The sequence below is a fragment of the Cellulomonas sp. Leaf395 genome (genome assembly GCF_001424125.1).
Lineage (GTDB): Bacteria > Actinomycetota > Actinomycetes > Actinomycetales > Cellulomonadaceae > Cellulomonas.
The window spans coordinates 543450-556538 of record NZ_LMQI01000001.1 but is presented as its reverse complement, the minus strand read 5'-3'; the positions used below and the strand labels follow the sequence as shown (position 1 = coordinate 556538).

Below are 13089 nucleotides of genomic sequence, written 5' to 3'. Positions count from 1 at the left end.
TGTGCGTCACGGTCGAGCGGACGGCTCCGTGAGCGCTTGTTCGGGTCGCGTCAGCAAGGTGGTGGCCCCGACTCGGGACGGGTCCTCCGCGCGGCGAGGTGTCTCGGACCACCGTCCACCGAAGCGGGACAACGGTCAAGAAGACGGCCACCGCCTCCCGCGCATCGACCCGGCGGTCCGTCGCCTCGTGACCGGCTATGTGAGGCCCGAGCCAGGGTCAGTGCTCGACATCGATCTTGGTGACGCGGTAGCCGTCCGAGGCATTCCCTGTGACCTGCATGTGAATCGCGACTGGGCCGTCCTGGAAGTCGCCAGACCACGTGCACACGATGGCCTCGTCCGCTCCAGCGGGAGCCGAGCACCCGTCCGACGTCATCTGTGGGTCGGCCATGACGGTCGGGAGTGGATCAAGCACGCCGCGATCACCGTAGGCCAGCACCACGTTGTCGTCGCCGGAGACCCACGCCCGGTAGACACATGACGCTGCCTCGTCAGCGCTGACGGGCCGGTGTGGTTTGTCGGGGCATTCGGATGCCGATGCGGTGGTCGCCGGGGTCGAGTCGCTTGACTCGGCGGTGGCAGCACATCCTCCTGCGAACACGAGCGTGAGTGCGGCGCTGGCCAGCACGGCCACCAGCCGGTTCGTTCCCATGCGCACGGACGATAGAGGTGGGCCGTGCTTCACGCGGTAGGGAACGGCGCGCTCCTCGGGAGAGGTCGATCCTGCTTGCCAGCGGACCAGTGGTCACGACGAAAGCCGTTGACCAGCTGACGGATGCGGACGAGGGTCAAGGTCATGCATTCGGCCCTGGCCTTCTCCGACGACGCGCACGACGTCGCCCAGGCAAGGTTCCGGTCCGGACCGCCGGACAATGGGATCCCCTCCGCTCTGGGCTTGAGCACCCTCATCGGGCGGTCCGCAGATGTGGAGATCCTCCTCGTAGGACTTTCTCGCTACACCACCGGACTCCAGATCGACCTGGCGGTCCGGTGTCGTATCGATCCCGGCCCCGACGATCGCATGCACTCGACAGTCGACGTGGGACCGTTCGCCGGAGCGGGATTCGTCGGTGGACGTGTCGCCGCCGTAGCCGGGCGCTACAGCTGGAACAACAGGCCGGCAGTAGACCAACTGGTGCTCAAGCACTGGGGCGGTGGTGGAGGTCGCGAGTGGTCGAGCACCCTGTGGTTGACCCCAGCGCCGCCGCCCGGAGCCCGGGTGCTCGACTACGCCGACCCAACCTCGGCGTGGACGAGTCGAGTCTCACTGTGGATGCCGAAGCACTTCGAGCTGCGGCCGAGACGGTTGAGGTCTTGTGGCCGAGCGAGCCTGATCAGGCGTACCCGGCCCTTCAGCCGCCGCCGCTCGACGTACCGCCCGGGGGCTGTTTCACACGGGTATTTCCGGCGGTAAAGACCGACGATACTGGCTGACCCTCCGGCCCGACGGGCGCGATCTGGACAACACCAATTTCCGGGTCCGATCCCGCTGGACCGAGACCACGCAGTCAGTCGGCCTGGCCGGCACGACGATTCACGACCTCCGCCACACCGCCGCCTCGCTCCTCATCGCCGCCGGCGCCGATGTGAAGGCGGTCCAGATGATCCTCGGCCACGCCACCGCGACGATGACGATGGACCTGTACGGCCACCTGTTCTCCGAGGCGCCGTGGGTAGCAATGGAGCGGATGCCCATGTTTCCGGATCACGACGCAAGCCCTGACAGACAGCGAGGTTCTGGCTAGGTCACGAGCACTTTCCAGCCATACGACACGGCACAGGTCGGTCCGCCACAACAGTGCTGGGCCACTCGCAGCGCAACGCGCCGGGCATTGACATCGAGGTGCCCCGTGCAAGTAGCGTGGCCCCCACTCACAACGGTAAGCGCTTTCTCCGGGACGATGGCGTCCCATGGTTCATGTCCCCCGACGATGGAGTCACCTCATGCACCGACGACACGCACCCCACCGCGCACGGATCGCCTCTCTGGCACTGGCCGCCACGATTGCCCTTCCGGCGGCCACCGCCGCCCCGGCGGCGGGCATTGGCAACCACACACCGGTCGCCGGCCCCCACGAGGCCGCGAGCGTGGGCTGGGCAACGGCCAACGGGGGGACTGACGGTGGCGCCGGTGCGGCGCCGGAGAGCACCTATGTCGTCTCCAACCGCGCGGAGCTGCTCGCCGCACTCGACAACCGGGGCGCTCCTGACGAGCCGAAGATCGTCTATGTGCAGGGGACGATTCACGGCAATGAGGCGGCCGACGGCCGACTGCTGGGCGAGCAGGACTACGCGCCGGGCTACGACATTGAGCAGTACCTGTCGTGCTTCACGGATCAGGGCTGGAGCGATCAGACGCATGACTACTGCGGCCAGACGCGCCGGCTGCGTACGACCGGCAGCAACAATTTGAAGCGGCAGCAGGAGATCAAGATCCCGAGCAACACCACGGTGCTCGGCCTGGGCACCGACGCCGGCTTGGACGCCACCAATGTGATGCTGCACGTCGACAGCGACATCGTGATCCGCAACCTCACCATCGAGGCGCCCGTCGACTGGTTCTCCTCCTGGGATCCGTGGGACGGCGAGGAGGGCTCGTGGAACGCTCGCTTCGACGCGATGTCGTCGGTCACCGCTCACAACATCTGGGTCGACCACGTCACCTTCACCGACGGCGCCTACCCCGACAGCGCCGCGCCGACGGGCCCCAACGGCAAGCCCGCCAACCGCCACGACGGCCTGTTCGACATGAAGGACGGGACGGACTTCGTCACCATCACTAACAGCCGCTTCCTCGCCCACGACAAGACGATGCTGCTCGGCTCCGGCGACGGCAACGCCGACACCGACGCAGGACGTCTGCGCGTCACGATCGCGGGGAACCTCTTCGAGGGCACCTCGCAGCGGTCGCCTCGCGTGAGGTTCGGCAATGTGCACGTGCTGAACAACCTGTACGTCGCCGACGTCAACGACCCCATCTCGCCGATCAGGTCTACCGCTAACGGCGGGCACGCGTACTTTCTCGGTTTCGGCCACGACTCGAGCGTCATCTCAGAGGGCAACGCCTTCGAGTACACCGGCCCGGGCGCCGACGAGTCGATCATCGTCGCCCACTGGAACGGCACCGAGTTCGCGGACTCCGGCTCCTGGTTCAACGCCCGGCCGGTCGATGTGGAAGCCCTCGCCGCAGCGGCCTACTCGCACAACCAGCAGGCGGCCCTCGCCGAGGCCGAGGCGAACGGGACCACGGCGCCCGTCTGGGCCCTGGCCGGGTTCAGCAACGACGTCCGATGGGACCCGGCAGAGGAGTACCCCTACACACCGCTGACCACGTATGCGGACGTCAAGTGGCACGGCAAGCACGCCACCGGAGCCGGCGAACTGCTCGTCCAGCACCCGTAATCGACTGACGCGGCGCTGCGGGGCGATGCTCGTCGGTCGTCCCGCAGCCCGGCAGTACTGCCCGGTCGCGCGGGCGAACTGCGGCGGGCTTCCGTGTCACCGCGGGCTTCCGTGTCACCGCGGCCTGGGCCTGCAGTCCTCAGCCGTGGCAAGAGCCTCGAGACGCAAGTTGGGGGGCGCGGCCACGCCTCAACAGTTCTGCGTGGCGACCCGAGTTCCGGGGTGTGGGCCGGGAGAACTGCTGACCACATGCTGACCACGAACCGGACATTGCGGTCGCACCGACGGCACCCGTCGTACGCAAGATCGCCCTGACCTGCCACAACACACTGTGCGCCTGGGCAGATTCGAACTGCCGACACCCGCTTTAGGAGAGCGGTGCTCTATCCCCTGAGCTACAGGCGCGCGATCCACGGGGAACGCGCAGATCCTACCCAACGCGGACGCGAACGGGCCGAGGCCGGTCATCGGGCCGACGCACGGCCCCAACCCGGCAGGCACGTGACCGTTCTATTCCCTTGGCAGACCCGCACGGTAGCCGCCAGAGTCGTTGCATGCCCACAGGCGGAGTGCTGCCCGGCAGGTTCGAGGGCGAGGTCCTCGTGCCCGACTCACCCGACTACGACGTCGCGCGTACTGTCTGGAACGGCACCGTCGACCGTCGGCCGGCGTACGTCGTCCGGTGCGCCGGCACCGACGACGTGCGTGCCGCGGTCCGGGTCGCGCGCGAGCTCGGTCTGCCGCTCGGTGTGCGAGGCGGCGGGCACAGCGCCCCGGGATGGGCGGTGCCCGACGGCGGGCTGATGATCGACCTGTCCCGGATGCGGGGCGTCGACGTCGACCCGGGAGCCAGCACGGCGCAGGTGCAGGGCGGGGCCCTGCTGGGGTCGCTCGACGCGGCCTCGCAGCCGTACGGGTTGGCGACGACGGCGGGGATCGTGTCGCACACGGGCATCGGCGGGCTGGCCCTCGGTGGCGGCGTCGGCTGGCTCGGCCGGGAGCTCGGCCTCACCTGCGACAACGCGCTGGGGTACGAGGTGGTGACCGCCGACGGCGAGCTCGTCCGTGCGACGGCCGACGAGCACCCCGACCTGTTCTGGGGGCTGCGCGGCGGCGGCGGCAACTTCGGCGTCGTCACGCGTTTCGACCTCACGCTGCACGACGTCGGCACGAAGGCCCTGGTCGCCGAGGTGGACCTCGACCCCGCGCGCGGCCTCGATGCGCTCCGGACGTGGCTGGCGTGGGCCGACGACGCACCGAGGCGCGCGACCCTCATCGCCGAGGTGCGCGCCGGGGGTCCGCTCACGCTGGGGTTCGTCTGGGTCGGCCCGCCCGACGACGCCGCACCGGTGGTCGCGCGGCTCGACGGCCTCGGCGCCGCCCTGGCCCGACGGGTCGCGCCGATCAGCTATGTCGACCTGCAGCGGCAGTCGGACGTCGGCGCGGGGCACGGCTTCCGCCGCTACGCCAAGAGCCACTACGTCCGGGAGCTGCCCGACGCGGCGCTCGAGGCGTTCCTCGCCCACGCGGAGGCGGACGTGGGGGCGGCGAGCCTCGTCGCGTACGGCGGCGCCATCGCGGACGTCGACCCGGGGGCGACGGCATTCGCGCACCGCGACACGCGGTTCGAGTACGACGTGGGCGCCAAGTGGGAGGACCCGGCGGACGACGAGCGCCACGCTGCGACGTGCCGACGACTCGCCGCGACGATCGAGCCCTGGAGCGTCGGGGTGTACGTCAACGCGCTCGGGGCGGAGGGGGCTGCGGGTGTGCACCGGGCCTACGGAGCCGCCACGTACGCGCGCCTCCAGGCGCTGAAGTCGGCCTGGGACCCCGACAACGCCTTCCGGCTCAACCAGAACATCCCTCCGGCGTGAGCGACGAGGTCACCCGTAGAAGCTCTTGAGCGCCTCGAACACGAGGATCGCGGGCCAGACGAGCGCCTTCGGGATCGCGAGGGCGAAGTCCCAGAAGGTGTCCCCCGCGGAGAAGTAGTAGATCGCGGCGCCGAAGAAGCCGATGCCGTAGACCGCGCCACCCCCGGCCGCACCGCCGGCTGAGCTTTTCGACGTCATGCCAACCCCCTCAGCGAAGACCCGCCGACAGCCCCACGCGCGAGTGGACCCCGGCCTTGGCGAACACGCTAGCGACGGTGCGGATGGACCGGGGTGAGGCGCGACCCGACGAGAGACCTGCCGCGCCCCGTGGCAGGATCGCGGGATGACGACGGAGCAGACGACAGTGCCCGACATCACCAAGAACGCGGGCGGCACCGAGCTGTGGGTGGAGCGCACAGGCAAGCGCCTCTATACCGGCCGCAACTCGCGGGGCGCCGAGGTGAGCATCGGCGGCGCCGAGGTCGACGGCGTGTTCAGCCCGGGTGAGCTCCTGAAGATCGCGCTGGCCGGCTGCAGCGGTCTGTCCGCCGACTCCAAGCTGGCGCACCGCCTGGGCGACGACGTCGACGTGGTCATCAAGGTGTCGGGCATGGCCCACCCGGACGAGGACCGCTACCCCGCGATCGCCGAGGAGCTGGTGGTGGACCTGAGCTCGCTGGACGCCGAGGCCCGCGAGCGCCTGATCACTGTCGTGCACCGAGCCATCGACTCGCACTGCACGGTCGGCCGCACCCTCGACGCGGGCGCGCAGGTGCAGCTGACGGTCACCGGGGAGCGCTGATGGCCGGCGTCGTCGAAGCGGCCCTCGCGAGGGCCGTCACCATCCCGTCCACCACCATCCACGCCCACGTCAGCTCGTTGCGGCGCCGGCACCCGGACGCGAGCCCCGAGCAGCTGGTGCGCCTCCTGGAGAAGGAGTACCTGCTGGTGGTGCAGAGCACCGGCGGTGCGGTGGGTGCGACGGCGGCGGCTCCGGCGGTCGGGACGGGGGTCGCACTGGCACTCACGGCCAGCGACATCGCCACGTTCTTCGGGGCGTCGGCCGCGTTCGCGCTGGCGGTGGCGAGCGTGCACGGCATCGAGGTCGAGGACACGGACCGCCGTCGCGCGCTCCTGCTGACCACGATCCTGGGTGACACCGGCGCCAAGATCGTCACGGACAGTGCGGAGCTGACCAGCGTCAGTGTCGCCCGGGCACTGCTCACGCGGATGCCGATGGCGACGGTCCGCAAGGTGAACACGACGATGACCCGGCGCTTCGTGCGCACGCAGGTCACCAAGCAGACCGGCCTGGCAGTCGGGCGCATCATCCCGTTCGGGATCGGCCTGGTCATCGGTGTCGCGGGGGCGCGCGCCCTGGGCAAGAACGTGATCGACGGCGCGCGCCGGGCGTTCGGACCGCCGCCGCTGACGTTCCCGCGGGTCATCGAGATCGGCGGCTCGGACGATGGACCCGTGGTCCCGCCGGCCACGGAGCAGAAGCGCCTCGCGGGCCGGTTCAAGGGGATCGGGTCCCGGAAGAGCGCCTCCTAGCGGCTACCAGCGGGCGTGCACGTGCTGGCGGATCCGCCCGTCGTACACGCCGCGCAGCCCGTCGAGCGTCTCCTCGTCGACCGATGGCAGCGACGCCGCCTGCGCGTTGGCGACGGCCTGGACCGCGGAGCGTGCGCCGGGGATGACGACGGACACCCCGGGCTGGTCGATGATCCACCGCAGTGCGAGCTGGGCCGTCGTGGCGCCAGCCGGGGTGAGGTCGGCGACCTCGCGGGCGGCGGCGACGCCGACCTCGAACGGCACGCCGGCGAACGTCTCGCCCACGTCGAAGGACTGCCCGGAGCGGTTGTAGGACCGGTGGTCGTCGGCTGCGAACTGCGTGTGCTCGTCGTACTTCCCGGACAGCAGGCCCGACGCCAGCGGCACGCGCGCGATGATCCCGACGCCCTCGGCCGCCGCCAGGGGCAGCACCTGCTCGAGCGGCTTGCGCCGGAACACGTTGAGGATGATCTGCACGGTGGCGACGTGCGGCCGGATGATCGCCTCGAGAGCCTCGTCGACGGTCTCCACGGACACCCCGTAGGCGGCGATGCGGCCCTCGTCGACGAGCACGTCGAGCGCGTCGTACGTGGACTCCCGGCGGTACACCTCCGACGGCGGGCAGTGCAGCTGCACCAGGTCGAGGGTCTCGACGTCGAGGTTCTCGCGCGAGCGGTCGGTCCAGGCGCGGAACCAGGACAACGTGTACGCGTCGGCGACGTGCGGGTCCGCGCGGCGACCCATCTTCGTGGCGACCGTGATGCCGTGGTTCGGGCCGCGGGCGGCCAGGAACGAGCCGATGAGCTTCTCGGAGCGGCCGTCGCCGTACACGTCAGCGGTGTCCAGGAACGTCACGCCGGAGTCGACCGCGGCGCCCAGGACCTCCAGCGCCGCCTCGTCGGACACCGACCCCCAGTCCGCACCGAGCTGCCAGCACCCCAGCCCCACGACCCCGACCGACCGACCTGTCCTGCCCAGCAGCCTGCTATCCATGGACAGGGACGCTACCCGCGCGGACGATGGGCCGCGTGACGAGCATCCCGATCGACGCCGTGGTCCGGTCCTTCCCGGTCGATGCCGCGACGGCGTGGGAGCTGGTGGCCGACCTGCGCAACCACGAGCGCTGGATCCCGCTCACCCGGGTGTCGCTCGACGGACCAGCGCGCGTGGGCGCCAGGGTGACGGCGGTGTCGGGGCCGTTCGCGCGGCGCGGGTTCCCCGGTCTCGCCGACGTGATGACCATCGACCGCTACGACCCGCCCGCCGGCGCGGAGCCGGGCGTCGCCACGTTCACCAAGACCGGGCACGTGCTCAAGGGGCACGCGAGCATCGTCGTCGTCGCCGCCGGGCCGTCGTCGAGCCGGGTGTTCTGGAGCGAGGACGTCTACCTGGCGGGCCCCCTCCCCCGGCGACTCACCGGCGCACTGGTCTCACCGTTCCTCGGCGCGATGGTGCGATACGCACTGATGCGCGCTCGCCAGGATGCTCGCGCAACAGATCGCCTCCGAAACCGCTGACTGCGCAACAGATTGCGGCCCAGCACGCAATCCGAGATGAACGGCCCGGGCCGTACCGACTCGTAGCCTTGTGGCAACGACACGCCACGAGGAGCCTTCATGACCCCGACCGCCCCCGGACGTACCGATCGCCGTTACCTGATGTGCGAGCCCGTCCACTACACGGTGTCCTACGAGATCAACCCGTGGATGGACAAGACCAAGCACACCGACGCCGACCTGGCGGTCCGCCAGTGGCGCACGCTGCGCGACGTGTACCTGGACCTCGGCCACACCGTCGAGACGATCGAGCCGATCCCCGGCCTGCCGGACATGGTCTACGCCGCGAACGGCGCGACCGTCCTGGACGGGGTCGTCTACTCCGCGAAGTTCCGCTACGCCGAGCGCCAGCCCGAGGGGCCCGCCTACCAGAAGTGGTTCGCCGACCGCGGCTACGTCACGCACACCGCCGGCGAGACCAACGAGGGCGAGGGCGACCTGCTCGTCGTCGGCGACCTGGTCCTGGCCGGCACCGGCTTCCGCACCGACCGCGCCGCGCACGCCGAGCTCCAGGAGCTGTTCGGCCGCCCGGTCATCTCGCTCGACCTGGTCAGCCCGCACTACTACCACCTGGACACCGCGCTGGCCGTGCTGTCGAGCGACCCGGCCGACCCGCAGATCGCGTACTTCCCCCCGGCGTTCTCGGCCGGCTCGCGCGCCGTGCTGCGCCAGCTCTTCCCGGACGCGGTCGAGGCCACGGAGCGCGACGCGGTCGCCCTCGGCCTCAACGCGGTCTCCGACGGCCTGAACGTCGTCGTCGCCCCGGGGGCTGTCGACCTGGCCGCAGCGATCGGCGAGCGCGGCTACAACCCCATCCCGGTGGACACCAGCGAGCTGCTCAAGGGCGGCGGCGGCGCCAAGTGCTGCACGCTGGAGATCCGCCCCGCATCCGGCTCCGGACGATGACTCTCGCCCCCGTGGGCACCGCATCGGTGCTCGCGCCCAACTACCACCCGCTCCCGGTCACCCTGGTCGACGGGCTCGGCTCGTGGGTGACCGACGACGAGGGCCGACGCTATCTGGACCTGCTCTCCGGGTACTCGGCGCTGAACTTCGGCCACCGGCACCCGGTGCTGACCGCGGCGGCGCACGCGCAGATCGACAAGCTGACGCTCACGTCCCGCGCGTTCGACCACGAGCTGCTCGAGCCGTTCGCGGCCCGCCTCGCAGCCCTCGTCGGCCCCCTCGTCGCGGGCCCGCCCATGGTGCTGCCGATGAACACGGGGGCCGAGGCCGTCGAGACCGCGATCAAGGCCGCCCGCAAGTGGGGGTACGACGTCAAGGGCGTCCCCGCGGACCGCGCGACGATCGTCGTGGCCGACGGCAACTTCCACGGCCGCACGACGACCATCGTGTCGTTCTCCACCGACCCCGACGCGCGTCGCGGCTTCGGCCCGTACACGCCCGGCTTCCGCGTGGTCCCGTACGGCGACGCCCAGGCCCTTGCCGACGCCGTCGACGAGACCACCGTCGCCGTCCTCCTGGAGCCCATCCAGGGCGAGCAGGGCGTCGTCATCCCGCCCGAGTCCTACCTACCGGCCGTGCGAGCCCTCTGCACCGAGCGTGACGTGCTGCTCATCGCCGACGAGATCCAGTCCGGCCTCGGCCGCACCGGCACCACACTCGCGTCGGAGCTCTGGGGGGTGCGGCCCGACCTGGTCACCCTGGGCAAGGCCCTGGGCGGCGGGGTCCTGCCCGTGTCCGCCGTCGTCGGTCGCGCCGACGTCCTCGGCGTCCTCACCCCCGGCACACACGGCTCCACGTTCGGCGGCAACCCGCTCGCGTGCGCGGTGGGCCTCGCGGTCATCGGCCTCCTGGAGACCGGCGAGCTGCAGGCGCGCGCCACCACACTCGGCCTGCACTGGGGCGCCCGTCTCGACGCGCTCGTCGACAAGGGTCTGCTCACCTCGTCGCGCCGCGTGGGCCTGTGGGCCGGCCTCGACGTCAGACCGCCGGTGACCGGCCGTCAGCTCTGCGAGCGCCTGCTGGCCCGCGGCGTGCTGGCCAAGGACACCCACGGCAGCACCATCCGCCTCGCTCCCCCGCTGACCATCACGGTGGAGGACCTCGACCTGGCCACGGACCGCCTCACCGACGCCCTCCGCTGACCCGCCCCGCCGGAACGTCGGCACTCCGAGCGCCCGGACGACCGAATCGGCGGACGTCGCGCAGTGCAGCCGGGTTGCGTCCGCACAATCGCGCGCCTCGGCGACCGAATCTGCGGACGGTAGGGGCTAGCTGAACTTCACTGCGCCGAAGAGCCAGCCGTTCAGGCTTGCACCGCCGACCCCCATGCTGGACACGTCGGTGCGGCGCATCTGCGCGTCGTGGCCGGGGGAGTTCGACCACGCGGAGACCATCGCGGACGCCGAGCCGCTGCTCACGCAGGCCACGATGTTGTCGCCGCCGGAGTGCCAGATGCCCCCGGAGTTGGCCATGTTGATCGCGTGCGACACGAGGCTGCCGCTGCGGGAGATCGACAGCTGCGGGAGGCCGAGCGACGAGCGGTAGGCGTTGATCGCGGAACCGATCGCGGAGACGCTCGACTCGCCCGCACCGGAACCGCCCGAGCCGCTGCACACCTTTCCGCCGGACGGGACGCCGCTGCCGCTCGACGGGACGGGCGCGGTGGTGGTGCCCGACGAGGTGGTGCCCGACGACGCCCTGGGGACGGTCGAGCGGGCCGTGGACCGGGCCGGGGTCCTGGTGGCGGTGGAGCGCGCAGCACGGGCGGCCTCCGCGGCGGCTGCCGCAGCGCCCTGCTCGGCGGCGATGCGGGCGTTCTCGGCGACCTGCCACGCGCCCTGCGCGTCGACGGCGGCCTTCTCGGGTGCGGCGACGCCGGCGACGAGCGATCGCAACGACCGCAGGCTGACGTCGGGAGCGGCCAGCGCGGCACCGACGGCACCGGACGCACCTGCGAGGGCTGCTCGGGGTGCGTCGCCCGCGTTCGGGACGGCAGCGAGGGTGGAGGTCGCGTGGTCGACGGCGGCCTGCGCCGTGGTCGTCGCGTCGGCGCGGCTGTCCAGGTACGCCGCCTGGGCGACGACGGCGTCCGTGCTGCGCTCCGCGACCGCGTCGCGGGACACAGCGAGCACGTGCTCGTCCACGCGTGACCCCGCCGCGAGCGCGTCGGCCTCGGCCTCCTGTGCCCGCTCCTCGGTGGCGTAGACGGCACCGCCCGCCGCGACCGCGATCACGACGCCTGCGGCGAGCCCGACCCAGACCGTCCGCCGGACCCCCATCGTTCGCGGGACGGCGGGAACGGGCTGGGGCTCGACCAGGGGGGAGGGTGCGGCACGAGGCTGGGGGACGTCGACAACGGCGGGAGCGTCCGCGATCACCGGGGCCGGTTCAATGACCGGCGGCCGCTGGTTCGGGACCAGATCGAGCCGCTTCTTCGTCTCCTTGACCACGCAACCTCCCTCGTCAGACCCCGGTGCTTGGGGCCTCCTTCGTTATCGGGTCGCGCGGCGTCCACCTTGAGGCAAGATGCCGCATTTGTTTATTCACCCGTTCGGCCTATTGCGTGCACACAGTGCCATCTACCCCGGAACCACTCCAAATCCGCGCGAGTCGCCCGGGCGGGCGCGACGGGGTCCGCGATGATGAGGGACGTGACCGACGACTCCGGGCTCGACGCCCTCGACACCGCGATCCTTCGCGTCCTCGCGCTCGATGCCCGGGCGACGTTCGCGCAGGTGGGAGAACACGTGTCGCTCTCGGCGCCGGCCGTGAAACGGCGCGTCGACCGGCTGCGCGAGCGGGGGGTCATCCGCGGCTTCACGGTCCGGCTGGATCCGGCCGCGATGGGGTGGCAGACCGAGGCGTTCGTCGAGCTGTTCTGCCAGGGTTCCACCAGCCCGGCGACCATGCGCGCGGCGGTGGAGCACTACCCCGAGGTCGTGGCCGCGAGCACCGTGACCGGGGACGTCGACCTCATGGTGCAGGTGCGCGCTCGCGACATGCGGCACCTGGAGCGGGTGGTCGAGAGACTCGCCGCGGAACCGTTCGTCGCCCGGACGCGCTCGACCGTCGTGCTCTCGGCCCTCGTCCGCCGCCCGGACGTCCCCCCGGCGCCCGAGGGCTGAGTGCGGACAGCACGGGCTCCGGGGCCGCGTCAGGTCAGCTCGCGGCGCTGGTCACTCGTGTCACCCAGCTCCAGGTCACCGGATGATTCCGCCGCGACGTCGTCGATGAGCGACGTGAACACCTCGGCCAGGAGCGAGTCGGACATCGCGGCGATCCGGTCGAGCTGAGTCTTCCGGGCCTTGCGCGGCTGGTGCTGAAGGATCTGGAGAGCGCGCTCGACCTGGTCGGCGCGCTGCTTCCAGCTGGCCGCCTGGACCGAGACGACGGACTCCGAGCCCTCGGCGTCCAGCACCGCCCGCGCCTGCTCCCGCACGGCGTCCATCGCCTTGGCGATCTTGGCCTCAGGAGTCCTGGCCTTCTGCACCTCGACGATCTTCTTGCCGGCGTCGGTCAGGCGCCTCTGGACGTCCGGGTTGGTCGCGACGAGCACCGAGATCTGCCCCGCCAGCTTCTTGGCCACGGGCCACAGGACCCGCATCGGGAGAGCCATGTGCCACTCCTTCGTCGTGCCGGTCGACGCCTCGACCAACGGGTTGCGTCATGCTCCTGACCTGTCCTGCGGCTCGCTGACGAGTGCCTGACGGCGCGCTCCGTCAGCGGTCGACCGC

The 13089-nt window shown here is 71.2% G+C and carries 14 protein-coding genes and 1 tRNA gene; 9 read left to right on the top strand and 6 right to left on the bottom strand.

Translation table 11 applies throughout. The features are described 5' to 3' along the window. Nucleotides 1-217: 217 nt before the first annotated feature. Nucleotides 218-652, bottom strand: a complete 435-nt coding sequence (locus ASG23_RS19765; protein ID WP_157465487.1) for a hypothetical protein — start codon at nucleotides 650-652, stop codon at nucleotides 218-220. Between the two features lie 733 nt (nucleotides 653-1385). On the opposite strand from ASG23_RS19765, the gene ASG23_RS20770 reads away from it, so the two are divergent. After that, nucleotides 1386-1745, top strand: coding sequence for a tyrosine-type recombinase/integrase (locus tag ASG23_RS20770; protein ID WP_327019459.1), 360 nt, complete (start codon nucleotides 1386-1388; stop codon nucleotides 1743-1745). 199 nt (nucleotides 1746-1944) lie between these two features. After that, nucleotides 1945-3402 carry a pectate lyase family protein gene (locus ASG23_RS02635; protein WP_082515693.1) on the top strand — a complete coding sequence of 486 codons (1458 nt, stop codon included), beginning with the start codon at nucleotides 1945-1947 and terminating at the stop codon, nucleotides 3400-3402. 332 nt (nucleotides 3403-3734) lie between these two features. Here ASG23_RS02635 and ASG23_RS02630 read toward each other — a convergent pair. Further along, nucleotides 3735-3807 (bottom strand) — tRNA-Arg (locus ASG23_RS02630). 149 nt (nucleotides 3808-3956) lie between these two features. Here ASG23_RS02630 and ASG23_RS02625 point away from each other — a divergent pair. Beyond that, a complete protein-coding gene (locus ASG23_RS02625) occupies nucleotides 3957-5279 on the top strand; it encodes an FAD-binding oxidoreductase (RefSeq protein ID WP_056019622.1) in 1323 nt (440 codons plus the stop codon). 9 nt (nucleotides 5280-5288) lie between these two features. On the opposite strand, the gene ASG23_RS02620 is transcribed toward ASG23_RS02625, so the two are convergent. Further along, the gene (locus ASG23_RS02620) at nucleotides 5289-5477 is read right to left on the bottom strand and encodes a hypothetical protein (protein WP_056019620.1); all 189 of its coding nucleotides are present in this window, start codon (nucleotides 5475-5477) and stop codon (nucleotides 5289-5291) included. 145 nt (nucleotides 5478-5622) lie between these two features. Here ASG23_RS02620 and ASG23_RS02615 point away from each other — a divergent pair, with 145 nt between their 5' ends. Together ASG23_RS02615 and ASG23_RS02610 are read left to right on the top strand one after the other, a co-directional pair. After that, nucleotides 5623-6081 (top strand): OsmC family protein, encoded by a 459-nt coding sequence (locus tag ASG23_RS02615; RefSeq protein ID WP_157465486.1) that lies wholly within the window; start codon nucleotides 5623-5625, stop codon nucleotides 6079-6081. Further along, entirely contained in the window at nucleotides 6081-6833 is a 753-nt protein-coding gene (locus ASG23_RS02610) for a hypothetical protein (protein ID WP_056019617.1), read from the top strand. The genes ASG23_RS02615 and ASG23_RS02610 overlap by 1 nt, the downstream gene beginning before the upstream one ends. A 3-nt stretch (nucleotides 6834-6836) precedes the next feature. Here ASG23_RS02610 and ASG23_RS02605 read toward each other — a convergent pair whose 3' ends face one another. Beyond that, nucleotides 6837-7826: an aldo/keto reductase gene (locus ASG23_RS02605; RefSeq protein ID WP_056019614.1), complete on the bottom strand. Its 990-nt coding sequence runs from the start codon at nucleotides 7824-7826 to the stop codon at nucleotides 6837-6839. A 35-nt stretch (nucleotides 7827-7861) separates the two neighbouring features. Here ASG23_RS02605 and ASG23_RS02600 point away from each other — a divergent pair, with 35 nt between their 5' ends. The 3 genes from ASG23_RS02600 (at nucleotide 7862) to rocD (ending at nucleotide 10497) form a co-directional block, all read left to right on the top strand. Further along, nucleotides 7862-8350, top strand: coding sequence for an SRPBCC family protein (locus ASG23_RS02600; RefSeq protein ID WP_162242650.1), 489 nt, complete (start codon nucleotides 7862-7864; stop codon nucleotides 8348-8350). Nucleotides 8351-8449: 99 nt separating this feature from the next. Next, nucleotides 8450-9295 carry a dimethylargininase gene (gene ddaH, locus ASG23_RS02595; RefSeq protein ID WP_056019608.1) on the top strand — a complete coding sequence of 282 codons (846 nt, stop codon included), beginning with the start codon at nucleotides 8450-8452 and terminating at the stop codon, nucleotides 9293-9295. Beyond that, the gene (gene rocD / locus ASG23_RS02590; protein ID WP_056019605.1) at nucleotides 9292-10497 is read left to right on the top strand and encodes an ornithine--oxo-acid transaminase; all 1206 of its coding nucleotides are present in this window, start codon (nucleotides 9292-9294) and stop codon (nucleotides 10495-10497) included. Before ddaH ends, rocD begins: the two co-directional genes overlap by 4 nt. A 126-nt stretch (nucleotides 10498-10623) precedes the next feature. Here the strand turns inward: rocD and ASG23_RS02585 are convergent, their stop codons facing one another. Then, on the bottom strand, nucleotides 10624-11805 hold the full coding sequence (locus tag ASG23_RS02585) for a CAP domain-containing protein (protein WP_056019602.1): 1182 nt from the start codon (nucleotides 11803-11805) through the stop codon (nucleotides 10624-10626). Between the two features lie 192 nt (nucleotides 11806-11997). On the opposite strand from ASG23_RS02585, the gene ASG23_RS02580 reads away from it, so the two are divergent. Beyond that, a complete protein-coding gene (locus ASG23_RS02580; protein ID WP_056020703.1) occupies nucleotides 11998-12480 on the top strand; it encodes an Lrp/AsnC family transcriptional regulator in 483 nt (160 codons plus the stop codon). A gap of 29 nt (nucleotides 12481-12509) precedes the next feature. On the opposite strand, the gene ASG23_RS02575 is transcribed toward ASG23_RS02580, so the two are convergent. Then, nucleotides 12510-12971, bottom strand: a complete 462-nt coding sequence (locus tag ASG23_RS02575; protein ID WP_157465485.1) for a hypothetical protein — start codon at nucleotides 12969-12971, stop codon at nucleotides 12510-12512. Between the last annotated feature and the right edge of the window lie 118 nt (nucleotides 12972-13089).

Coding starts and splice junctions, on each gene's coding strand:
- ASG23_RS02635 (WP_082515693.1), top strand. CDS start 1,945: ATGCACCGACGACACGCACCCCACCGCGCACGGATCGCCTCTCTGGCA.
- ASG23_RS02610 (WP_056019617.1), top strand. CDS start 6,081: ATGGCCGGCGTCGTCGAAGCGGCCCTCGCGAGGGCCGTCACCATCCCG.
- ASG23_RS19765 (WP_157465487.1), bottom strand. CDS start 652: ATGGGAACGAACCGGCTGGTGGCCGTGCTGGCCAGCGCCGCACTCACG.
- ASG23_RS02605 (WP_056019614.1), bottom strand. CDS start 7,826: ATGGATAGCAGGCTGCTGGGCAGGACAGGTCGGTCGGTCGGGGTCGTG.
- ASG23_RS02580 (WP_056020703.1), top strand. CDS start 11,998: ATGAGGGACGTGACCGACGACTCCGGGCTCGACGCCCTCGACACCGCG.
- ddaH (WP_056019608.1), top strand. CDS start 8,450: ATGACCCCGACCGCCCCCGGACGTACCGATCGCCGTTACCTGATGTGC.
- ASG23_RS02615 (WP_157465486.1), top strand. CDS start 5,623: ATGACGACGGAGCAGACGACAGTGCCCGACATCACCAAGAACGCGGGC.
- rocD (WP_056019605.1), top strand. CDS start 9,292: ATGACTCTCGCCCCCGTGGGCACCGCATCGGTGCTCGCGCCCAACTAC.
- ASG23_RS02620 (WP_056019620.1), bottom strand. CDS start 5,477: ATGACGTCGAAAAGCTCAGCCGGCGGTGCGGCCGGGGGTGGCGCGGTC.
- ASG23_RS02625 (WP_056019622.1), top strand. CDS start 3,957: ATGCCCACAGGCGGAGTGCTGCCCGGCAGGTTCGAGGGCGAGGTCCTC.
- ASG23_RS02575 (WP_157465485.1), bottom strand. CDS start 12,971: ATGGCTCTCCCGATGCGGGTCCTGTGGCCCGTGGCCAAGAAGCTGGCG.